The sequence below is a fragment of the bacterium genome (genome assembly GCA_016699045.1).
Classification (GTDB): Bacteria; Babelota; Babeliae; order Babelales; family RVW-14; genus AaIE-18.
Window position 1 is genome coordinate 155,678 of the sequence record CP064957.1, and the last position, 22,184, is coordinate 177,861.

The 22,184-nt window shown below is 41.2% G+C and carries 21 protein-coding genes and 1 tRNA gene; 15 read left to right on the forward strand and 7 right to left on the reverse strand.

Going from position 1 to position 22,184, the window contains the following annotated elements; translation table 11 throughout:
- Positions 1-161: 161 nt before the first annotated feature.
- A complete protein-coding gene (locus IPF37_00705; protein ID QQR49354.1) occupies positions 162-806 on the reverse strand; it encodes a tetratricopeptide repeat protein in 645 nt (214 codons plus the stop codon).
- Between the two features lie 128 nt (positions 807-934).
- Here IPF37_00705 and dnaA point away from each other — a divergent pair, with 128 nt between their 5' ends.
- The 8 genes from dnaA to lpxI all read left to right on the forward strand — a co-directional run bounded on the left by dnaA (position 935) and on the right by lpxI (position 7,760).
- Positions 935-2,431, forward strand: coding sequence for a chromosomal replication initiator protein DnaA (gene dnaA, locus IPF37_00710; protein ID QQR49355.1), 1,497 nt, complete (start codon positions 935-937; stop codon positions 2,429-2,431).
- A gap of 36 nt (positions 2,432-2,467) precedes the next feature.
- Complete coding sequence (locus IPF37_00715) at positions 2,468-3,676, forward strand: hypothetical protein (protein ID QQR49356.1); 1,209 nt, start codon at positions 2,468-2,470, stop codon at positions 3,674-3,676.
- A gap of 96 nt (positions 3,677-3,772) precedes the next feature.
- Positions 3,773-4,672, forward strand: a complete 900-nt coding sequence (gene rsmH, locus IPF37_00720; protein QQR49357.1) for a 16S rRNA (cytosine(1402)-N(4))-methyltransferase RsmH — start codon at positions 3,773-3,775, stop codon at positions 4,670-4,672.
- 140 nt (positions 4,673-4,812) lie between these two features.
- On the forward strand, positions 4,813-5,103 hold the full coding sequence (locus IPF37_00725; GenBank protein QQR49358.1) for a SpoVG family protein: 291 nt from the start codon (positions 4,813-4,815) through the stop codon (positions 5,101-5,103).
- Positions 5,094-5,168: transfer RNA gene (locus tag IPF37_00730), tRNA-Gln, on the forward strand. Before IPF37_00725 ends, IPF37_00730 begins: the two co-directional genes overlap by 10 nt.
- Positions 5,169-5,188: 20 nt before the next feature.
- A complete protein-coding gene (locus IPF37_00735) occupies positions 5,189-5,983 on the forward strand; it encodes a hypothetical protein (GenBank protein QQR49359.1) in 795 nt (264 codons plus the stop codon).
- Positions 5,984-6,006: 23 nt separating this feature from the next.
- Positions 6,007-6,951: a Gfo/Idh/MocA family oxidoreductase gene (locus IPF37_00740; GenBank protein QQR49360.1), complete on the forward strand. Its 945-nt coding sequence runs from the start codon at positions 6,007-6,009 to the stop codon at positions 6,949-6,951.
- Positions 6,948-7,760, forward strand: coding sequence for a UDP-2,3-diacylglucosamine diphosphatase LpxI (gene lpxI, locus IPF37_00745; GenBank protein QQR49361.1), 813 nt, complete (start codon positions 6,948-6,950; stop codon positions 7,758-7,760). Before IPF37_00740 ends, lpxI begins: the two co-directional genes overlap by 4 nt.
- On the opposite strand, the gene IPF37_00750 is transcribed toward lpxI, so the two are convergent.
- Positions 7,709-8,812, reverse strand: a complete 1,104-nt coding sequence (locus IPF37_00750) for a C40 family peptidase (protein QQR49362.1) — start codon at positions 8,810-8,812, stop codon at positions 7,709-7,711. The two genes, lpxI and IPF37_00750, sit on opposite strands and share 52 nt — an antisense overlap.
- A 182-nt stretch (positions 8,813-8,994) precedes the next feature.
- Positions 8,995-11,559 (reverse strand): hypothetical protein, encoded by a 2,565-nt coding sequence (locus tag IPF37_00755; GenBank protein ID QQR49363.1) that lies wholly within the window; start codon positions 11,557-11,559, stop codon positions 8,995-8,997.
- A gap of 332 nt (positions 11,560-11,891) precedes the next feature.
- Between IPF37_00755 and IPF37_00760 the strand changes: the two genes are divergently transcribed.
- The 6 genes from IPF37_00760 to IPF37_00785 all read left to right on the forward strand — a co-directional run bounded on the left by IPF37_00760 (position 11,892) and on the right by IPF37_00785 (position 16,530).
- A complete protein-coding gene (locus tag IPF37_00760; protein QQR49364.1) occupies positions 11,892-12,497 on the forward strand; it encodes an ankyrin repeat domain-containing protein in 606 nt (201 codons plus the stop codon).
- A 138-nt stretch (positions 12,498-12,635) separates the two neighbouring features.
- Complete coding sequence (locus tag IPF37_00765) at positions 12,636-13,706, forward strand: ankyrin repeat domain-containing protein (GenBank protein ID QQR49365.1); 1,071 nt, start codon at positions 12,636-12,638, stop codon at positions 13,704-13,706.
- A 151-nt stretch (positions 13,707-13,857) separates the two neighbouring features.
- Positions 13,858-14,679, forward strand: coding sequence for an ankyrin repeat domain-containing protein (locus tag IPF37_00770; GenBank protein ID QQR49366.1), 822 nt, complete (start codon positions 13,858-13,860; stop codon positions 14,677-14,679).
- A gap of 47 nt (positions 14,680-14,726) precedes the next feature.
- Positions 14,727-15,254 carry an ankyrin repeat domain-containing protein gene (locus tag IPF37_00775; protein ID QQR49367.1) on the forward strand — a complete coding sequence of 176 codons (528 nt, stop codon included), beginning with the start codon at positions 14,727-14,729 and terminating at the stop codon, positions 15,252-15,254.
- Positions 15,255-15,506: 252 nt separating this feature from the next.
- Positions 15,507-16,025: an ankyrin repeat domain-containing protein gene (locus IPF37_00780; GenBank protein ID QQR49368.1), complete on the forward strand. Its 519-nt coding sequence runs from the start codon at positions 15,507-15,509 to the stop codon at positions 16,023-16,025.
- A gap of 31 nt (positions 16,026-16,056) precedes the next feature.
- A complete protein-coding gene (locus tag IPF37_00785; protein QQR49369.1) occupies positions 16,057-16,530 on the forward strand; it encodes an ankyrin repeat domain-containing protein in 474 nt (157 codons plus the stop codon).
- 5 nt (positions 16,531-16,535) lie between these two features.
- On the opposite strand, the gene ftsW is transcribed toward IPF37_00785, so the two are convergent.
- From ftsW to rfaE2, 3 genes are read right to left on the reverse strand one after another with little or no spacing between them, the layout of a single operon-like run.
- The gene (ftsW, locus tag IPF37_00790; GenBank protein ID QQR49370.1) at positions 16,536-17,645 is read right to left on the reverse strand and encodes a putative lipid II flippase FtsW; all 1,110 of its coding nucleotides are present in this window, start codon (positions 17,643-17,645) and stop codon (positions 16,536-16,538) included.
- Between the two features lie 53 nt (positions 17,646-17,698).
- Entirely contained in the window at positions 17,699-19,129 is a 1,431-nt protein-coding gene (gene murD / locus IPF37_00795; GenBank protein QQR49371.1) for a UDP-N-acetylmuramoyl-L-alanine--D-glutamate ligase, read from the reverse strand.
- Positions 19,126-20,592, reverse strand: a complete 1,467-nt coding sequence (gene rfaE2 / locus IPF37_00800; GenBank protein QQR49372.1) for a D-glycero-beta-D-manno-heptose 1-phosphate adenylyltransferase — start codon at positions 20,590-20,592, stop codon at positions 19,126-19,128. The genes murD and rfaE2 overlap by 4 nt, the downstream gene beginning before the upstream one ends.
- A gap of 109 nt (positions 20,593-20,701) precedes the next feature.
- Between rfaE2 and IPF37_00805 the strand changes: the two genes are divergently transcribed.
- Positions 20,702-21,331 carry an orotidine 5'-phosphate decarboxylase gene (locus tag IPF37_00805; GenBank protein ID QQR49373.1) on the forward strand — a complete coding sequence of 210 codons (630 nt, stop codon included), beginning with the start codon at positions 20,702-20,704 and terminating at the stop codon, positions 21,329-21,331.
- Positions 21,332-21,617: 286 nt separating this feature from the next.
- Here the strand turns inward: IPF37_00805 and IPF37_00810 are convergent, their stop codons facing one another.
- Positions 21,618-22,145, reverse strand: a complete 528-nt coding sequence (locus tag IPF37_00810; protein QQR49374.1) for a hypothetical protein — start codon at positions 22,143-22,145, stop codon at positions 21,618-21,620.
- Positions 22,146-22,184 lie beyond the last annotated feature (39 nt).

Genomic DNA, 22,184 nt, shown 5'->3' on the forward strand with positions numbered 1-22,184 from the left:
AAACGCCCAAAAACCTAACTTTTTGTTGGTTTTAAAGCTTTTCCAAATCTCAAATTTCTTAATATAAACTAATTATTACAAATATATAATTTTAATGACCACTTGTCAACCACCCCATAAATCGAGGCATTTAAGGCTATTTTTGAGATCCCTACCTTTAATCAGCAGCCAAGCTGCTTGGACCAGTACTGCGCCCCGCGGTGCCCCGGCTCTAGAAAAAGCACTGTTTTGAGCTGATTTTTAGCTAAGCCGCCATCGCCCAGCCTGTTGGCAACCAAAGCCAAAAAATAATGTGCATCAATATAACTAGGCGCCAAAGCGGTAGCCTGCATCAAAAGCTTCTTGGCACGCCCACAATCACCAAGTCCGACCACCACGCGAGCCTGATTGACCATGGCAACCTCAGGCGTGAGATAATGCCGGTCGTTCTCAAGCTGCTGCCATATGCCCAAAGCCTCCTGCTCTTTGCCCGTCTGAGCCAACGCACAGGCATAATTGTTCATAATTTCGGCATGTAAAACCTCGTCTTTGCAGGCAGCCAACGTCTGCTTGAATAAAGCCAGACTTTCTTGTTTATGCTGCAATGACAATAATATGGTTGCCTTCAAAGCCATATAACGGGGGTTTGGATCGTTTTTGAGGGCTTGCTCAATAAGAACCAGGGCTTTTTTAAGAGACTGGCTTGAACCCTCCGAAATTTCAAGCAGCGCCATCTTATAATCAAGGGTAGCGGATTTGACTTGCGTATTCTTTTTGCCGCAGCCAGACACAGCCAAACAGATAAAAACAACAATTAATCGTTTCATGATCTAATTAATTCCCTCTACTTGTGCGGTTATAATACCTAAAAATTAACTTTTCTGGTATGATTGGCTCCATGAAGCATATGCTTTAGTTTTTACCATTCTTAAAGCAAAAAAACAAAGAGGCTTTTGTGCAGGTCATTTGGGACGAATTTTTAAAAATTATAAAAGAAGAGGCTGGTAGCCAAATTGTGGAAACCTGGTTCAAGGCGGTCACTCTCCAAGATTGGAATCCGACCACTCAGCAGGTTATTTTAAAGGCTCCCAACCAATTTGTGCGTACGTGGATTCAGGAGCATTACGAACCATTGCTCAAAATGCACCTGGGCAGGCTTTTGCATGCGCATCATTTAAAGATATTTTTTACCTGCAAAGACTCCGCCCCCTCCGACGAACGTAAAGAAACGATTATTCCAGCCTCAGTCGATAAGCGAGAAAACACGACATTTTTGTCATATTTGAATCTTATGCATCATCAGCAGCCCAAGCAAGAACCCATAAAACAACACCCTGCCTCTTCATCCTCGGCCGTTACCGTGCAGCCCCAGAGCCTGTCTTCAACGACCAATCTTATTATTAAGGAACGTAAAAAGATTAAGCCGGCCATGGATAACCTGAATGAAAATTATACGTTTAGTACCTTTGTAGTGGGCCCCAGCAATTCATTGGCACACGCGGCCGCTTTCGCCATTTGTGAAAATTTGGGCAAAGTCTACAATCCCTGCTTTATTTATGGTGGGACCGGCCTTGGCAAAACACACCTGCTGCATGCGATTGGCAATGAAGTTCGCCGCCGCAACCCCGCCTCGGTGGTGCGATACGAGACATCTGACCATTTTATTAATGAGTTTATTAACTCAATTAGATTTGATCGATCCCACCAATTTCGCGAAAAATACTTAAAAATTGACCTTTTACTGGTTGATGATATCCAATTTTTGTCCAACAAAGAACAGACCCAAGAGATGTTTTTTCATATTTTCAACGCTTTGTATGAACAAAATAAGCAGATCATTTTATCAAGTGACACGTTTCCCAAAGAAATTAAAGGCCTCCAAAGCCGCATTAAATCGCGCATGGAATGGGGCCTGGTTGCCGACATTCAAATGCCAGACCTTGAAACAAAAATCGCTATTTTAAAAAAGAAGGCTGCTGGACACACTATTGAACTACCCGATGATGTAGCAGATTTTATTGCCTCTCGCGTACAATCTAATATTCGCGAACTGGAAGGCGCGCTCATACGCGTCAGCGCCTTTGCCGGGCTAATCAATAAACCCATTTGCTTAGAAATGGCCCGCAAAGTCTTATTGAATCTGAATGAAAAAAAAACAGAAGGTATTGTTCTCGATACCATTATGAAAATTATTGCCAAAGATTATGATGTCTCAATCAATGATATTAAATCAAAAAAACGCTTAAAAAATATTGCTAACGCACGCCAAATTGCCTTTTATTTAATGAAAAAATTAAGCCACTGTTCACTCCAATCCATCGGCAGCTTTATTGGTGGGCGTGACCACTCCACAGTCATTCATGCTATTAATAAAGTTGAAGAAACACTGGCAAAAGATCCCACGTTCAAGAAAAAACTTCAAACGCTTGAACAAAAAATACTAATGTATTAATCAAAAGCTCAGCTGATCAAAAAGGGAGAATTATCAATGAATAGTAACAAGCGTATATCATGCGTAACAATCTTTATAGCACTCGGCTGCTTGGTGTTTATGCCATGCTGTCGGAAAAAACATCTTTTTGAATATAACAAAGAAAATAAGCTTAGTCGTAGAAAACCAACTCCAACACCACCACCCCCCCCTCCATCAACGCAAGGTGTAGCAGCAGCCCTTAAACAGACAACACCCCCACCTTTACAACTTGATTTAAAAAAAACACCAACATTAACAGAAACAAATCTGGTAGACAAAACAACTACCTCAAGCATACCAACATTAGATACCGTTCTTACCACAACTCACCAAAACAAAGAACTCAAAACACCTCAAAAAGAAACAGCAAGCGAGCTAGGCGCCTCCTCTCTTAATTTTGAAGTTGAAAACAAAACAGGGAAGCCTGTCTATATTAGTGGCTTTATTTACATGCGAAAAAACACGTTTACGCGCTGGCGCTGGTTCAAAACAGATATTTACAAACTTGATCCCAAAGAATCAAAAATAGTACACGTTGATACCGTTCCTGACGAAAAAGACCGTAACAACGTCTATGGCATGCTGGGTATTTTTAACACGCAACTTGAAGCTGATGAAGCAACCTACGAACTCACGGATGAGCGGCACATTCTTGATCTTGATTTATTAACGGAACTTAAAGGCAAAAAAGTCACTATCACAATCGAACAATACGGCTTTAAAGAACCTTTTTATGATTACGATTTTGTAAAAAAAAACGAAGCACATAAAAACGCTCCAGAACTGGACTTTTCAGTATTAAACAATACCGGCAAGCCATTGTACCTATGCTGCTTTACGTATGAAAAAAAGGCCAAGGGTCGTTGGATTGCCGCTATCGAAGATAAGGACGACATGTCAGTATGGCATTTTGAGAAAACCAAAATTCAACTCGTCAAGCCAGGCGAAAAAGTATTAATAGATATCGATACCATTTTGTCAGAACGCGATCGCAACTCTGTTCGGGGTTATTTGGGTGTTTTTGAAGAAAACGAGGAACAAAAGGCACTTGAATCTACTTTTGAGCTTTTAGAACCAAAAAACAAGCTTAATTTGGGCAACTTGATTAAAGTTAAACAAAAAACTATCGTTTTAGACATTAAGCGGTATGGGGTTGGGGATGACTTTATTGAGTACGTCGTCAAACCTGTCAGACATATTGACATGACAAAAATTACAAAATAACGTATACTACTAATGTTCTAACGTGGGTTGCCTTACTAGGTAACCCTCTTAAACCCCGGCACAAAATATTGTTAACACTTTCACCTCAAAAATACGATGAAACAAAAAACGAGTACACCAACCACGCATAAAAGCGTTTTAGTACAAGAAGTTATTCAATACCTCAACCCACAACCCGGCAAAGTTTATGTCGATGCAACCTTTGGTGGTGGCGGGCATAGTCGTGCTATTTTGGACTATGAACCAAACTGCAGCGTTATTGGTTTAGATTGGGATGAAGCAAGTATCTTACAACACGCTCCCGCCCTTGAAGAAGAATATGGAGACCGCCTTACCATGTTGTGGGGCAATTTTGCAAACCTGCATCGCTTATTAAAAAAAGAAAAAATTAACAGTGTTGATGGTATCTTGGCAGACTTTGGGACCTCTCAATTTCAAATTTTTGAACGAGATGGTTTTTCATTTCGCGTAGATTCTCCACTCGATATGCGTATGTCTGCCGCACACTATCGGCTTACGGCAGCAGATGTTGTAAATCATTTTAATGAACAAGCACTTGCAAATATATTTTTTGAACTTGGCGAAGAACGCGCATCGCGCAAAATTGCACACGCAATTGTTGAAGCGCGCAAAACAAATCTTTTCAAAACATCAGGCCAACTAGCACAAGTAATTGAAAAAGTAATTCCATTTCACGGCCCACGCGCTATCCACCCCGCTACCAAAACATTTCAAGCATTGCGCATTTTTGTTAACAAAGAACTTGAAAATATTAAACTCTTTTTGCCTACCGCTGTTGGATGCTTAAATGCAGGCGGATCACTTGTTTGTATTAGTTTTCATTCCCTAGAAGATCGTTTAGTAAAAAATTTCTTTCGTGAAAAGCCGCACCAGCTGACAAATTTAACGCCAAAACCAGTACAGGCAACAGACGAAGAAATAAACCAAAACCCCTCTTCTAGATCAGCAAAGCTACGTGCAGCGACAAAAATTTAATAAAAAGTAACAAAATTTGTTGACAAACACTCATCCTACCTTTAAATTTAGGCACGTAATGACCCAGAGTAGTAAGAAAAGGTGTTTTCACAGTGTTAAGGTTTTATTAAAGAGCCTTAATACTAACAAAGGGATTGTCGATGGAAATTACAGAAATAAAAGTTTATCCAGCTAACGAAGGCAAGCTTTTAGCGTATGCTACCATGGTTTTTGATGGTTGCTTTATTGTTCGCGATATGAAAATTATTAAAAGCGATAAAGGACTGTTCGTTTCCATGCCATCCCGCAGAAAAAAAGATGGATCTTTTAAAGATATAGTTCATCCATTGAATGCTGAAACACGAACTTTAATAGAACAAAGAGTAATTGAAGAGTATAATAAGGTTGCTTCGGCGCCTGATTATCAAGCAAATTCTAACATTGGGGCGTAGCCAAGTGGTACGGCAGCAGGTTTTGGTCCTGCCACGCGGAGGTTCGAATCCTCCCGCCCCAACCACAAATTGCCGCTTATAAATCATGAAAAATCTTACCAATAAAGCTTCCTCCTTGCAGGAAGCTTTATTTATTTCAAATGAGACTTATATCCATCCAACAGCGATTGTTGATAAAACAGTTCAACTTGACTATGGCGTTAAAATTGGACCATTTTGTATTATCACCGGCAACGTAAAAATTGAAGCTGGTTCGCGGCTCTATGCCAACGTATCGGTTGGTATGCCGGCAGAAGATACTAATACAAAAAAAAGCCTTGGTTCCGTTTTGATTAAAAAAAATTGTGAAATTCGCGAGTTTGCAACCATTCATGCTTCAAAGTACCCAGATGGTACCACAACGATCGGTAACAATTGTTACATCATGAATTATGCGCATATTTCGCACGATGGCACGCTGGAAGATAATGTTATTTTAATTAATGGCGTAAGTCTTGGCGGTCATACATATCTTGAGAAAAATGTCATGATGATGGCCCATAGCGCAACGCATCAATTTTGTCGGATTGGCAAATATAGCGCGTTGGCACCGTTTAGCGGCATCCGTCAAGATCTACCCCCATTTTGTTTATACAGCGGTGGTCCAGCTGCTTTTGCCGGACTTAACCGTGTTGCGTTACGACGCGCCGGCTTTACCGCAGACGACATAAATAACATTAAAGCAATCACGCGGCTTTTTTTTCAAGAAAAATTATTACTCGAAGATATCGAAAAGAAAATAGCACTTGAGCCATGGGGAGCCGACCAACATATACAAGATTTTCTTGCATTTGTTAGAACGAGTCAGCGTGGTGTCTCTCGACGATCATTAGAAAAATAAACACACGAGAGGATAGCGTCATCATGATCAATGTAGGAATTATTGGGCTTGGCCACATGGGAGGCTATCATGCTTCTGTGTGTTCTTTACTCAGCCACGTTAACATCGTTGGCATAGCAGACCCCCACGAAAAAAATTGGGCAAAAATAAAAAATCAGCACACCATAAAAACGACCAATTATCACGATTGGATTGATCTTGTTGATGCGGTTATTATTGCTGTTCCAACCGATTTTCATTATCCAATCGCCAAAGATTGCTTGCAGCGTGGCAAACATGTGTTCATTGAAAAACCACTGACTAAAAGCATCGATGAAGCTGAAGAACTTTTTTCGTTGGCATATAAATCAAATTTGGCGCTTCACGTTGGCCATGTTGAACGATTTAATGGCGCCGTACAAGAATTAAAAAAGATTATCGACAAGCCATTTTTGATTGAAAGTCACCGCATGGGACCATTTCAACCACGCGTGCAAGGTGATAGCTTAATTCTTGATCTTATGATTCATGATCTTGATATTATTTTAAATTTGGTAAATTCTCCGGTAAAAAAATTGCATACCCACGGCAGCACTTTTCATACCAATTCGTGTGATTTAGCAACGGTGCAAATCCAGTTTGAAAACGGCGTTATCGCCAATCTTGTTTCAAGTCGAGTATCGCAAATAAAAAAAAGAACAATGGAAATTCATCAAGAAAATGCCTACATCTTGCTGGACTTTACCACGCAAGATATCGCCATTCATCGCCATGCAAGCTCGAGCGTGCACGTTGGTTCAGACGCACTAAAATACAAACAAGAATCGATGATAGAGCATCTCTTTGTTTACAAAGATAATCCGCTCAAGCTTGAAGTTGAATATTTTATCAACGCTATCAGAAACAAACAAAACCTGTTTAATCCTGAACAGGATCTGAGCGCATTAAACATTACGTTTGACATCGAAAGACAATTAGGAATTCGGTGATCGCGGTTATTGCCGGAACCGGTTCTTTACCACTTGAAGCGTGTAAAGCGCTGCGCGCACAACAAAAAGATTTCTTTGTTGTCTCGCTCTTTCCTGAAGATAATTTATCGGCATTACAAAATAGTACCGAGAACAAGGCTGACATCATTTGTCAGCCTTGTTACAAAGCAAGCGCTATCATAGCTCTGCTACAAGAACGCAAAACTAAAAAAATTTTAATGATCGGGAAAGTCGACAAGCAACACTTGCTAAAAAAAATTTCACTCGATTGGTTTGCCATCAAAATTCTCGCTTCTTTACTTTATAAAAATGACGCATCAATAATGCAACGCGTTGTTGACGAACTTGCCAATTACGGCATGGAAGTTATTAAACAAGATGATATTTTAAGTTCACTTTTGGTTGAGCCAGATGTTTTAACCGGCAGACTCACGCCAGACATCGAACGCGATATCGAATTGGGGATGCAGACCGCTAAACATCTTTCGTTGTGCGATATTGGCCAAACAGTTGTTGTAAAAAATGCCATGGTTTTAGCCGCTGAAGCCATTGAAGGCACTGATGAGTGCATTAAGCGCGGCATCGCACTTGGCAACGGCAACGTGGTTATTTGCAAAGCCGCACACGCACAACACAACTCACGTTTTGATTTACCAACACTAGGCCCTGCATCGTTGGCATCATTAAAAAAAGGCGATGTAAAAGCTATTGCTTGGCTTTCTTCGCACACACTCATTGCCCAGCAACAAGCATTTTTTCAACAAGCACGGGAACTTGGCATCATACTTGTTTCTGTTGCTTCTAAATAAGAAAAAATTCCTTTTCGAGAAGCATTGCGTAACTGTTGAACCCACCATGAGCTTGCCAAATACGAACGAAAATAAACATAAAATCGTTCAAGCCGTTGACCATCTTTCATCGTTTTCAATAACTGCGGGCTAATACGATCTTTTGCTGAAATCAAACGAGCTCGATAAGGAAACGGCGCGCGTGACCACGTTACTTCAAGCAACATATCATTGCCAACATACATAACAACATGACACGGATCATAACGCTCTTTAAACCGCGCAAACATAATTAAATCGCCTGGCTTAAGCTGATCGCCATTTACCGGAACGCCACTTTTGTACTGATCATACACATAAAACGGGATATCAAGCCCATGAGCACGATATGCCAAACTCACCAGACCACAGCAGCTCATGCCAGTCAGCATATGTGGATCATGAAAAGAACGACCATAGCGACAAAAGGGCACACCCAAAAATTTCTTTGCGGTCTCAAGAATATTTGCTCTGAGTTGCTCAACGTTTTCAAGAACTTCACGCGTGCTCTCATACACATCGCCAGCTTGTATCATGCCCACACGAGCATCCGGCAGCACAACAACCCACCACACTTCATTGAATTTAAATGCACGTAATTTACTGCCAAGCGAAAGGCGCATCACCTGCCGGCTTTCTATGTGCGGCTCTTCAAAAACATTTGCCCACGGCTGACAAACAATCACACAAGAAGTATCAACAGGCACAGACATACCCACAGCTTGTTGTTTTTCAATCCAACCGCTATCGCAACGCCAAACTGATTTTTCAAGATCATACACTTTTTGATCAAGCACCTGAACCTGATACCAGTCATCAACTTCCTGCGTTACCAAAACGCGCTCACCCAGTAAAAGCTGACATTTGTGTAGCGGATCATCGTGTTCATAAATCACCGTAGCAAGGGACGAATCGCGTTTTTCAGGCTTACTCCGAAGATTAACAATGGGCTGGGCAATAACCATCGTTTCTGGTAAAGAACCACTCAATTGAATATAAAAACTACAAAAAATAAGTACCAAAGATCTCTTCACGCTCTTACCTCTCTGCATTGCACTAATCTGCATTGCACTAAAAAAATTTGCAGCCCTAAGAATATCGTTAATTCATATTCTGCACAAGACCACGGCATGGTGCAGACTGTTGCGTATCAATAAAAAAAGAGCGCGGCTCACAAAAAACCGCGCTCTTTAGTATTATAATATTCAAAAACTATTTAGGCACTTACCGTATTCCAAAGCTTAGTAACATAATGCTTTGCCTCAGCACCAACTTTTGGTGTAAAAGGACCATAATGCCAAGAAAGATATTCAGCAATTTGTGTCATCAAGTAAGAGCCGGCAACGCCGCCAACTTTACCAGCAAGGTTACGGCGAACAGCTTCTATCGCTTTATCAACAATCATATTAATATCGTTGTCACCAGAAAAATGTTGTACCAGTAACGCTGCTTCGTAGTAACTAATCAATCCATTTTTTGCCAACTGTGTTAAGCCAAAGCTAATGACGGCTTTATCGCGCATCTCAAGACTTGTCTCATCTTCTTCCAAATAACCATGCTCAACTAAATAAGGCACTGCCCACTCACGAATACCGGCAAAGTTAGTTTTCAAAAACATTTTTAACATATCAATATAATCATTCCACTCGGCAATCATCTCGTCTTTAGATTTTTCAAACACGTCAAGCGCATCGTCTGAAATAAGCCCCACCGCTGCCATGCCGTACGCACAACCATCAGCAACTCTACTTGCTGCACGCACCATCGCGCCACCATGTTGACGGCCTACAATGGCACCCCAATGCTTACCAATACTTGAAAAAACATAACTCATAATTTGTTGTTCAACAAAATAAGCATCAACATTAATATTATTTTTTTCAAAGACTTTTTGCATAGCCGCAGCATTATAATTGCACCAAGCTTTTTTTTCCAATTTTGTGGTAAAAAGACCTACACGTTCTTCACGCAATTTCATAAACCAGGAGCCATACACATCCCATTGATTACAATCAGCAACATTTTTAAGACCGAATGGTTTTTTCATAAATACTACCGGCAGCATAACACGCATCATGAACGTCAGAAGTTCTGGTCGTACAACGCCCCACGTGTTTCGTTCAAGGCTTTCAATGACCTGCGGATCGGTATGTTCATAAATCTTAACTTCCAACGCATCAGTCATAATATCGCCCAGCTCACGCACCGCATTAAACACGTTACGTCGAATATGCTCATAATCGCTTGGCCAGAAATCTTTTTCATAGAATGGTTTATCGTAAATTAATTGATAATACGTATAAGCAACCAAGACTCTACCAGCAGCTTGAAAAATTTTAGATGGCTGTTTATACAAACAACTAGCATTTGAAGATGTTAAAATACGCACAGCCCCAAAACCAGCAAAAAGATTTTGTATCAACTCATTTTTAACATCAATCAGATCCCCGCCGCCCATCAATTCTTGTAACAAATTTCCTTGTTCCATTTGATTATTCAACACAATATTAAGCAAATTGCCTTTGGCAAAATCAGAACGAGCATTAGAGAAATGCCACAATGACAAGGCACCAGACATACCCCAATCAAAAGTATATAACGGCAGCAACCGCTTAGTCCACGCCTCAACATGACCGCTAAACTCAGGCATATGCATCAAGTGACGAGTCTCGGGCTTGAATAAAGAAATATGCTTGTCCCAGTACATTTCTGCTTTGTAAAGATCAAAGAAGCTGCGGCAAACATCGTACGTGTACGCAACACATTTAAATAATTCATGCTTTGATGCACTACTCTCTTTTAAATCAGCACTATCCCAAACCTTCATAAAAGAACTCAAGTTCACGCTAAATTTCTGCAAATCACGCTTCCAAACCATCACCGCACGCTTAAGCGTAATCGCATTTTTTTCTTGAGCTTCTTGCGAGTTAACAGCTTCTTGTGCTTCAATTTCTTTGCCAAGAAGGTTCAGGCTTTTAATAACTTTATTAAACGAAGCAAGCGCTGAAACAAATTTTGAACGCAATGGTTCCAAAACACAATCAATCAATGCATCGCTATCTTTGGTCGCAATGACACTCAAAATATCACGCAATAAAACAGCGTCCCGACAACCAGTCTGCAATTCAGGCATCTGCTCGCTCAACGTTATAACGTGTACCAGTTGTTTCTCGAGCGCCGCAATATCCTGATACGTATATGGCTCATCAGAACCACGCAACCCAAGGACGTCAGCAGGATTGGCAAACGCTTCAAGGCTCATACCAAGATCATGCTCAACAGAACCTTTAATCAATTTGTTAAGCTCGCCGGTTATTACTGCCTGTTCCAAATGTTGTAAGCCACTAACAAAAGCAGTAATTTCTTCCTTGGTCATAAGATTTTTTTCATAAGCCTGCTCAAGCAACGTATCAACATCGTGACATAACATAATTATTTTTGTACCGATGCTCAATTGTTCTATCAAAGCGCCATACGAATCTGTTGCGTCCATGATAGAAGCTTGCACATCTTTGGGCAAAAGCTCAAACATAGCTTGCTTACGATCAGCAATATTTTGACGATGCTGAACCAATAATTGCATCAACATTTTTTGCAATTCTTCAGGATCAAAATTCATCGTCATCTGAGGAAAACCCCCAGGCGCTGGCGTAGAAATGGCCTGACCAGAAACTGAAGCAACCGCTTCTTCATCAGCACACAACAGTACTGTGTTATTCAAACTTAAAGCAATACTCAGAATAAAGGTCAATTTTTGGGTCAATGTTTTTGTTACTATCATTATGTAAAACCAATCTTTTTTTGTAAAATCCCCCACAAGAAAATACCCACGAAGCACGAAATTTCGTGCCAACCCAGTATGTCATTTTTAATATGCCTGTCAACCAAAAGCGGCCCTACAAGCAAGTACAATAACGCATTCTTTCAAACTTATGACAAGTTGCCACATTCTGCAGGCGACATCAACAACTTATCGCAATTCCTGCAACGATTTAAAAAACAAGCGATTGACGGAAAGAAAATAAACGTATATTTTTTTAACTCGTGCAACAAGAGTCAATATCACCACAAAAACACAAACATAAACTATTTTTTAACGAAAAGGCTAATTTCATGAATAATAAATTTTTTGTATCATTGGTAATGCTTTTAGTACTGATTACAAACAAAACCCCTATTTTGGTGGCATCATCAAAAAACTTACAAGGACCAAGTAACCCAATAATTTTGTCCTATGAATCTGATAGTGATTCTTCTGATAACGATTCTTTCGGCGATGATTCTGATAACGAGCTTCAAGATGACAATCAAGACCTAGAAAATCTCAGCGAGGCAGCCCTCAATTCAGATATTCAAACTCTACAAGACTATCTTTACTTCAATCCAAATGCTATTCACGCTCAAGACCAAGATCAAGCTGGCATACTTCATCGGCTTGCTTTGCGCAATGATGCACAACTTTCATACCACGAGCAATTAGCAAAAATACAAGTTCTTGTTACGGCAGGCGCAGACATTAATGCGCAGGATTTTAATGGCGACACCCCACTTCATAAAGCAGCAATGAACGGCCACTATAACGCATTACAAGCCCTTATCGACGCTGGTGCAAATGTAAACATTGCGGCAGACTCAGGAGAAACTCCGCTCGACACCATTAACCCCAACACCGTAAGACTTAACGAAATTGCGTGTAGGCAAGCCTTGATCAACCGCTAGAACTTTTTTTAAGAATATTTTTTTCACAAAATCAAACAGTAGCTTTATAATGAGCGGCCTAAAAAGTCGCTCATTATAATTTAAAAGGTAACTAGCACAAACTAAAAAATAACGCTCAACATCAATGGAACTAACTACATGAACTATAAATTTAGAGTATTTTTTTTGGCATTACTCACGCAGTTTATTCACAATGCTCAAGCGATGCAAATAATCAATCCGTTACATCTGGCTGCAAAAAATGGTGATATCAACACGATCCTCGAACTCACAAAAACAATACCGGTGAATCAACAAGATTCTTTAGGTTTTTCAGCTCTTCACGTCGCCGCTTTTCACAATCAAGTTAAAACTATTCAGACCCTTCTGAGCATTGAGGCCAACGCAAAAATTACCAACGTTCATGGCCTCACCCCACTCCATTTAACTTCAGATCGTCTTTGTCTCAGAATATTTCTCAACGCATGTGGCAACAAATTTATCAACACACAAGATCATTATGGCAACACACCTTTGCTTATTGCCATCACAAACAACCGCAGCAACGAATACATAAAAGAACTTATTAAATGGCGCGCTGACGTAAACATTCCCAATGCTGGCGGGTTTACACCGCTCTATTGCGCTACCGCAGCTGACAACACAGACATCATGACGGCTTTAATCTTTGCCGGAGCAGAATTGGACACTAAAAATCACACACTTGATACCGCACCATTACACATTGCTGCCATGAAGGAAGACTCAACATGCCTTCAACTACTTATTAAGGCAGGAGCAGATGTTGATTTGCCTGGTGTTGATGACAACTTTACGCCACTACATATCGCAGCCCTTTATGATACGAGCCAAAACGCGCAAATATTATTGGATGAAGGCGCCAATCACGCCATAAAAAGTACTATTCGCCAATCAACGCCCCTTGATCTTGCACTTGAATATAATAACTTTCAATCAGCAAACATAATCTCTCTGGCTATCCAGCATCGGGCTTCTTATTACCAAGAACCATCATCAGATGGTAGCGCTAAAATATCGGTCATCCCTCAGCTTGAAGGACAGGAAGATGTTTTGATCCGACCTCAAAAAAAGCGCTTCAATAAGCCAAGAAAAAGCGTAATTAAAAACGTTGTCCCCGCCTATCGGCTACCTCAAATTACCACTTTTAAAAAAGCAAAACGATTAAAGAAGGTTGAACACGCAAGCTAGAAACCGCTATTTATGGTCATTTTTCTTAAAAAATCTTTCATATTTGATTATTTTTGACAAATTGCAAATAATTAATTATGATTATTACAAGTCAAAAAAAGAGCATTTTGCCATAATAATTCAATCACAATTTAAATAGAGGGATTGCATCATGAATAAGAAATTTTTAGGGACACTATTCGTTACGTTGGCTTTTGCCGCAAACGCTATGCCGGCAGCACATCAAGCAATCGATGAGGCAGCTGATGAGGCCGAAAACCAAGAACTTTTTAATGCAGTCGAAACTGGTAATATTGAATATTTACAAGAATTTTTAAGAAACGGGATCGATGTCAATACTAAAAACGACTATGACGAAACACTTCTTCACATTGCCGCTTCCAGAGGTCAGTCTGAATGCGTACAAGAACTCTTAGCACACAATGCAGATTTTGAGGCCATTGAACTAGATGGCATGACGCCACTTTATTACGCCAGCAATACTGCATGCACACAACTATTACTAGAAAAAGGCGCCAATCCCAATATTTGCGATACATGCTACCATGAAATCCCCCTTCACGAGGCAGTACAAACAGGAAACCTTGAACAAGCAATTCTTCTTATTAAACACGGATCTCTCTGCAATGCCAAAGATATCGATGGCAACACCCCCCTTCATTTAGCAGCACTTTCAGGCCACCTCGACTGCGTACAATATTTGCTAGAAAGCGGTGCCAACCTTGAAGCAACAAATAACGATGGCCAAACAGCTAAAGATCGAGCAAGACTCAACGGCCACCAAAACGTTGTAGAATTGTTAGAATATTGGGCTGAAATTCCTGACATCAAAGAACCTGAAGAAGAAAATAATGGCAAAGAAGAAATTGTTGAAGTCGAAGAACCAAGCAAAAAAAGAAAGCATGATGATGATAACAACGGCCCTGTAAGCAAGAAAGCAAAAACAGAAAGCTCGTCGTCAAATCAACAATAAGTACGTTTAAGTAATTTTAGTTTTAGTAATTTTTGGGGGATTAAATCATGAATAAAAAATTTTTAGGAGCATTGTTTTGTGCTTTAGCTTTTACCGCCAACGTCATGCGTGCAGCTAACGGCGAATGGACACCACTTCATCAAACAGCAAAGGCTGGCAACTCCGCACAGGTAAGAATTCTGATAGCAGGTAATGCCGATATTCATGCACAAGACAACGACGGCTGGACACCGCTTCATGTTGCTACCATATTAGGCCGTACTAAATACGCTGAACTACTTTTACTCCATAATGCCTGCGTTAATGCACAAGACAACAACGGCTTAACGCCACTTCATCATGCTGCTTTTTGGGGTCATACCGAAATCGTTACACTACTTTTACAGCATGGTGCTAATACTGACAACACGACAAACAAGGGCAAAACAGCAGAAGCCCTTGCACAAGAAAATAGCCAGGAAGATGTCGTTAAAATTTTACAAAATTGGGATAACCTTCTAGAAATCAAAGAGCCAGAAAACGCCGCAGACGAAGAAGCTGCAAGCGCTTCAAGCGCGCCTTCGAATCAAGAATAAAAAGTGTATGATTGGTTTGATCGTGAGCAATTCATGATCAAACCAATCATACAAAAAAAACTCAACAGCGACGTCCCACATACCTCATAAACGGCAGCCCAAGCTCTTTGGCGCTGTCTTTTTTTTCAAAAAAATCACCTTATCATTCGAACGAATAATGATTAAAAAGATCTTGTCTTAAAAAAAATAAATCGGTACCATTGCTTGGTAAATTACACATTAATAAACGCACTTTCGTTGAAAGATTAAATCATGAATAAGAAATTTTTAGGATCATTGTTCATTGCCTTGGCTTTTGCAGCCAATGCTCTACCGGCAGCTGATGCGCCACTTAGTCAAGCAGCAAAAAAAGGTGATACCGCACAAGTAAGAAATTTGATAACACGCGGCGCCAATGTTAATGTACAAAACAACTCTGGTTGGACACCGCTGCATGAAGCTGTCAGATTTGGTCATACCGAGTGTGCTCAACTACTTTTACAAAAGGGCGCCAATATTAATGCACAAAGCAACACTTGCTGGACCCCGCTGCATAGCGCTGCCAGATGGAACCAAATCGAATGCGTTCGGCTACTTTTACACTATGGGGCCAATCCTGAAACAAAAAATAATTATGGCCAAACAGCCAAAAACCTTGCTCAAAAATATGGCCTTCAAGAAACCGTTAACGTTTTACAAAACTGGGTAGACTTTCTAGAAACCAAAGAACCAGAAAGCGCCGCAGACGAAGAAGCTGCAAGCGCTTCAAGCGCGCCTTCGAATCAAGAATAAAAAATTTAATTAATCTTTAAAAGATCAAATCATGAACAACAAATTTTTCACGTCATTTTTAATCGTGCTCGCTTTTACCGCCAACGCTCTACCTATGTTTGCCAGTTATACAGATCTTCAGATCGCGGCAATAAAAGGCAATGTCGCAAAACTTGAAGAAATAATAAACAACGGTGTTGATATCAATATTCAAAGCGATAACGAGAACGGCTGGGCAACGCTTCATTATGCTGCCTGGAATGGTCGTTTCGACTGCGTAAAACTACTGGTAGAAAATGGTGCCAATCCTTACGCCAACACTAAAAAAGGCGAAACGGCAGCTGACCTTGCAAAACAACATTATCTTTCAGAATCTTATACCATAATACGTTATTTAAATGGCCAACCAGCCGGGGAGTATCGAAAAATATTAGAAGAAAAAGACATTCCAGAAATCAAAGAACCTGAAGGCGCAGCAGACGAAGAGGCAGCAAGCGCTTCAAGCACGCCTCCAAATCAAGAATAAAAAAATTATGGCTGGTTTGATCGTGAAAAATTCATGATCAAGCCAATCATACAAAATAAGCTTAAAAGAGATGTTCCGCCATAACTAATAAAAGGCAATCCAAGCCCTTTGGTAGGCAACAAGCCCGTCGTAACCATGATATTAATAACCGCTTGCAGCGTGATAAAAATAATAAAACCAAGCGATGTGAAAAACGCAAATGAATCATTCATTTTCAGTGTCAGACGCAGGCCGTACCACAAAAACAAAAAGTAACAGGCCAGCACGCCCACGCACCCCACAAAGCCCATTTCTTCGGCAATAATCGGAAAAATAAAATCGGTATGCTGCATCGGCAAATAGAAAAATTTTTGTTTTGATTGCGCAATCCCAAGCCCCCACACATGCCCCGAGCCAATCGCAATCAGCGACTGGATAATCTGAAAACCACGGCCCTGGGGGTCTGACCATGGATTCAAAAAAATTAAAATACGATTCAAGCGATACGATTTAGAAAACGTTAAAAAAAGTAAGACGGGCAGCGCGCAAGCAGCCGTCAAAAAGACATGCATCAAATTAAACTCAGCAACAAAAAAAAGCATCAAGGCGGTAATTAAAATAGTAACGACCGAACCAAAATCTGGCTGCTTGAGCAAGACCAAAAACGTAACACCCAGCACGAGCAAAAACGGCAGATAACTATGCACAAACGATTGCAGATATTTGCTTTTTCGGTCGAACAAAGAACCTAAATAAATAAAGAGCGCCAATTTCAAAAATTCACTCGGCTGAAAACTTTTACCGCCAATACTCAACCAGCGGCTTGAGCCGTGAATATGAATCCCGCCAGAAAAAAAGGTGAGAACCGTCAAACCAAGCGTCACTAAAAAAAAGAGTGGCGCATATTTTTTGATTAAAGAAACCGGGACCAACGCAAAAAACATAAAACCAAAGAAACTGGGAATCAAGTACAGCAGATGCTTTTTTAAGAAATATTGTGCTGATCCAAATTTTTCTAACGCAAAAACAGAACTTGCAGAATAGACAAACACACAGCCGATCAGCGTTAGCAACAACGTAAGACCCAAAAATATTCGCCGCTCAATCTTAAGCGTCCGATCCAGCATTGGCACCATACCCCACCCCATCCCTAAAAAATTTGTGCTCCGCCAAAAATTTCTTACTGGGACTAGTGTACGGCGTTTGCCTTGCGTTGAACAAGATCTTTAAAAACTCGGCCGCGATGCTCATAGTTTTCAAATAAATCGTAACTGGAACCGCTGGGCGAAAATAAGACAATATCGCCAACGCTCATATCAATAAAAACTTGCTCCAACAGGTGATCAAGCGTGGCAAATTGCGCGCACGAAGCAAACTCAAAACACGACGGCCCAAAGCAGTAAGCTTTTTTGATGGCAGGCATTTCACGCAACATGGTTGCTAGAGCTGAACGATCGGCACCTTTGCCAAGCCCGCCAACAATAACCAACAACGGCCTACCGCTAAGCGCCAATTTTTGAACTGCCGCCTGCGTAGACTGAATCACCGTTGATTTTGAATCGTTATAAAAATCAACCCCGCCAACAGCAGCACACCACTCAAGCCGATGCTCAACACCTTTGACAGTACCAACCGCCAACTCTTTTTTCAGCACAGACCAGTCAACACCCAAAAGTTTTAGCGCCGCTAACACAAAAAGCCAATTTTGAACAAACTGGCTTGGCGGGAGCAAGGCTGCATCAAGCAACATTATTTCTTCAACAACCTGCTGATTTTCAACGCGTGAAAAACGAACTTGGTCATGATGAAGATCAACCACATCACACGCCGACCATAAAAGTTGCGGCATGACTGACTCGCGTGCCATTTCAGTAACTACACACGGCCTACTTTTAAGCGACGCCAACAAGGGCCGCGCATCGTGATCGCTCAAAACCTGATCGCCAATAATCGCATGCTGCGAGGCACGTTGCAAACCCATCAACTGATATTTTGCCTGCGCGTAGGCCGCCATTGTTTTATGACGGTCCAAATGGTTTGGATACACATTCGTCCAAATCGCCATGTCGGGCGCAAAGCTTTTGTTGTGTTCAAGCTGCCAGCTTGAAAGTTCAAGCACCGCCCCATCAACATCATGCTGCCTACCAATTAAATCGAGCATGGCAGTGCCAACATTGCCGCCCTCAACAAAACGAAGCGCATAGTCATTAACCGTCACACGATTGAGCATGTTTGTTAACAATTTGGTAGTGCTTGTTTTGCCCAGCGTTCCGGTAATACCGATCGTTGGCTTAGAAAAAAATGGCGCAAAAAAATCAAGCTCATTCAAAAATTTATGCGACTGATCAGCATAAGTATTGATATCAAAACCGGGGCTGGCAACAATAAAATCATGCATCTGCACAAAAAGCTGAACATCAACATGCGACATATGCTGCGCATGATACTCAGCCAGCAAATCATACTCTTGCTCGGTTAAGTTTTTTTTGTCCCACACATTAAGCGTTAGTTGCGTTGCAAAACCAAACAGGCGCTGCGAAACCTCAGACTCATACGTTTTAATAAAACGTATAACCGATTTGCCAACAATGCCAAAACCCAAAATTCCTATGCGCTTCATGCTGGACTACTAGCCGTTTGCTGTAATTTTTGAATCGTGCTGGTTGTTGAACGGCCAGGCACCATATCGATGGTAAAAACTTCACCGCCGTACGACATTAATAAATCGTACCCCGCCAACTCTTCGCGCTTGTAATCGCCACCTTTTACCAAAACATTGGGCCGTAGATATTCAAGAATTTCGCGCGGAGTGTCTTGATCAAACGCGGTCACAAAATCAACAACACTTAATGCTGACATAATGGTTGCCCGCTCAGATAACGAATTAATTGGCCGCTCAGGACCTTTATTTAAACGCTGCACCGAGGCATCGGTATTCAACGCCACAACAAGAATATCCCCACGTTTTTTTGCTTCTTTAAGAAGATGAATATGCCCAGAGTGCAAAATATCAAAGCAACCGTTAGTAAAAACAATACGCTTGCCTTCGCTGCGCAACCATTCAAGCTCAATTTTTAAACGCGCCCAGTCGTACATAATTTTTTCGGCAACATCAGCTTGGCGATCAATCAGCTCTTCCAAACTAACGCTGTACGTTTTAAGATGCGATATCGCAATGGAAGCGGCATGATTTGCGAGGCGCAACACAACAACAAGATCTAACTTGTGCGCAAAACCAAGCGCTAAAAAAGCAACAACGGTATCACCAGCACCCGATAAATCAAACACTTCGCGTTTGCAGGCTGGGGAATGAAAGTCGGCATCGGCGGAAACAAAATGAATGCCCTGCTCGCCCATCGTTATCATCATACCGGTCATATTCAGTTGTTTTATAATTTTACGTGCATTGTCCACCAGCGAATGATGCCGATCAAGACCAAAGTAGTGCACGATTTGCGCAAATTCCGACAAGTTTGGCGTCATATAATCAATGCCCTGATACTTATCAAAATCAGGACCTTTTGGATCGGCCACGATAATGCAATTGTTTTGGCGGGCAAGCCCAACCATATAATCAACAAGGTACCGGTCTATAACGCCTTTGGCATAATCTGAAAGCAATAAGACCGATTCTGGTTTAATATTTTTTTTTACACGCTCAATTAAAAGCATGCGTTCTTTGTCTGTTAATGGTTCTCTATCTTCATGATCAATGCGCAAACATTGGTGGTTTCGCGACATCACACGCAACTTATTGGTCGTAGAACGAGTTTCAGAAAAAATCAGATTTTCTTTGCTAATATTATTTTTTTCAAGTAATTCACAAAATTTTTTGCCACTGCGATCGTACGGATTGATAACACCAAAAAGTGCTACATCAAAACCAATGCTGCGGCAATTGGCTGCAACATTTGCTGCCCCACCAAGCTGCCACTCACGATGCTGTTCACGAACAATTGGTACCGGCGCTTCTGGCGATATGCGATCAACAGAACCAAATAGATATTCATCGAGCATGAGGTCGCCCACGATGATAACATTCTTACGACCGCCACGCTTAATAAAATTAATAAGATCCTTCATTAATATTCCTCACTATCAAGCACCTTTGATGATATTATTTTAAAAAACTCTTGCGCTTAGGAAGTTTTTAAGCATAACCTATTTCAAAAAAGAAAAAAGGAGAGAATCAATGAAATTACAAATCAGATACAACTTTACCGATCTTGCTCACGCCCTCGAGATTGCACAACAAACAGCGACATATGCCGACATTGTAGAAATAGGCACTCTGCTCATTTTTAAAGAAGGTATTAATGCGGTTAAAGAATTCAAAAAAAATTTCCCCAACAAACCTTTGTACGTAGATGCAAAAATTGCAGACCGCGGCACCGAATCTACTGAATTGTTTTGCCAAGCGGGCGCTTCGTTTGTTTCGGTTTTATCGAATACTTATTATTACATTATCAAAGATGCCGTCAACACCGCCAAAAGTTATAATGCTGAAATTGTGCTCGATTTTATTAGTACTGAAATGCCGGGCCAAGTTGCTGCAGAAGCAACCAACCTTGGCGCTTCGCGTATTTTGTTACACCGCGCACGCACACCAGACCAATCGATAGATCTTGAACAAGACTGGGCAAGTGTGCGTGAAAACACTGATCTACCCATTTTTATTAAAGGGAAAATTGATGCGCAAGTGCTGCGCGACATTGTACCGCTCAAACCAGAGGGCGTGGTAATTGGTTCTGCTATTACTTACGCACATAATCCTGCAGAGGAAGCTCAAAAAATTCGTGAATTATTAGATAAGCATCGTTGATACGCCCATACTTCACCCCACCCATTCGACCCTTCGACAAGCTCAGGGCAAACGGGGCTACACAGGACAGGCTAGATCCAGAGCAGTCGAAAAGTATAAATATGAAATTGAATAAACCCCATTCGTGCTAAGCTCAGGCGTCGCTCCCTTGGGGCTATGCCGCGACTCGCCAAAGCACTTCGTGCGTCGGCGTTGTCGAAGCATGCGGGATCAAATAGTTAAAAAACGAACACAGCAGAAAGACTATGCGCACACCTTGAAAGCAGAAGCCCACGTACCAAAAAACTTAAACTTGATCCTCAGTATTCTTATCTGAAATATGCATGCGCACTGGCACTGCTGGTGGCATTAAGTCATGCCTTTCTACCTCATCCGTAGCGCCTGCTGCTGCTTGATTTTGAGACTCAACATCAAATCGCAGGCTGTGATGACAACCAAAACAATCGGCAGCATGATTAAAACACCTTTGGGAACAGTGACATTTTAAGCCCTCGATAAAACAATCGCGATTGCAACCACCATTTCTTTTGTATGCCAACACCCAACGGCCGATATAGCCCAGAATAGTGGTAAAAGCACCAATCGAGAGACCAATAACAAATTGCAATTCTCTAGCGGCCAAATAGCTCCGCTTCTTGGGCTTAACTCGCTCTTCAAGCACCGTCACCACATCTTCTGGCGCACAGCCTTCTTGCACAAGATCAGCAACAAGCTGCATCAACGCGAGATCTTGCGCGCTATAAATAAGTTCTGTTGCAACAACGGACTGACTCGCACACACAAGACTCAGAACCAATATCACCAGCTTTTTCATAGCGCACTCCTTTTTTCAAAACAGCAGCCAAAATTCTTA

What these genes read in the sequence shown, in the direction of transcription:
- IPF37_00810 (QQR49374.1), bottom strand. Translation starts at nt 22,145, where the DNA reads ATGAAAAAGCTGGTGATATTGGTTCTGAGTCTTGTGTGTGCGAGTCAG.
- rfaE2 (QQR49372.1), bottom strand. Translation starts at nt 20,592, where the DNA reads ATGAAGGATCTTATTAATTTTATTAAGCGTGGCGGTCGTAAGAATGTT.
- IPF37_00735 (QQR49359.1), top strand. Translation starts at nt 5,189, where the DNA reads ATGAAAAATCTTACCAATAAAGCTTCCTCCTTGCAGGAAGCTTTATTT.
- IPF37_00775 (QQR49367.1), top strand. Translation starts at nt 14,727, where the DNA reads ATGAATAAAAAATTTTTAGGAGCATTGTTTTGTGCTTTAGCTTTTACC.
- ftsW (QQR49370.1), bottom strand. Translation starts at nt 17,645, where the DNA reads ATGGTGCCAATGCTGGATCGGACGCTTAAGATTGAGCGGCGAATATTT.
- IPF37_00725 (QQR49358.1), top strand. Translation starts at nt 4,813, where the DNA reads ATGGAAATTACAGAAATAAAAGTTTATCCAGCTAACGAAGGCAAGCTT.
- murD (QQR49371.1), bottom strand. Translation starts at nt 19,129, where the DNA reads ATGAAGCGCATAGGAATTTTGGGTTTTGGCATTGTTGGCAAATCGGTT.
- IPF37_00770 (QQR49366.1), top strand. Translation starts at nt 13,858, where the DNA reads ATGAATAAGAAATTTTTAGGGACACTATTCGTTACGTTGGCTTTTGCC.
- IPF37_00785 (QQR49369.1), top strand. Translation starts at nt 16,057, where the DNA reads ATGAACAACAAATTTTTCACGTCATTTTTAATCGTGCTCGCTTTTACC.
- IPF37_00760 (QQR49364.1), top strand. Translation starts at nt 11,892, where the DNA reads ATGAATAATAAATTTTTTGTATCATTGGTAATGCTTTTAGTACTGATT.
- IPF37_00765 (QQR49365.1), top strand. Translation starts at nt 12,636, where the DNA reads ATGAACTATAAATTTAGAGTATTTTTTTTGGCATTACTCACGCAGTTT.
- IPF37_00780 (QQR49368.1), top strand. Translation starts at nt 15,507, where the DNA reads ATGAATAAGAAATTTTTAGGATCATTGTTCATTGCCTTGGCTTTTGCA.
- IPF37_00705 (QQR49354.1), bottom strand. Translation starts at nt 806, where the DNA reads ATGAAACGATTAATTGTTGTTTTTATCTGTTTGGCTGTGTCTGGCTGC.
- IPF37_00740 (QQR49360.1), top strand. Translation starts at nt 6,007, where the DNA reads ATGATCAATGTAGGAATTATTGGGCTTGGCCACATGGGAGGCTATCAT.
- IPF37_00755 (QQR49363.1), bottom strand. Translation starts at nt 11,559, where the DNA reads ATGATAGTAACAAAAACATTGACCCAAAAATTGACCTTTATTCTGAGT.
- IPF37_00805 (QQR49373.1), top strand. Translation starts at nt 20,702, where the DNA reads ATGAAATTACAAATCAGATACAACTTTACCGATCTTGCTCACGCCCTC.
- IPF37_00715 (QQR49356.1), top strand. Translation starts at nt 2,468, where the DNA reads ATGAATAGTAACAAGCGTATATCATGCGTAACAATCTTTATAGCACTC.
- rsmH (QQR49357.1), top strand. Translation starts at nt 3,773, where the DNA reads ATGAAACAAAAAACGAGTACACCAACCACGCATAAAAGCGTTTTAGTA.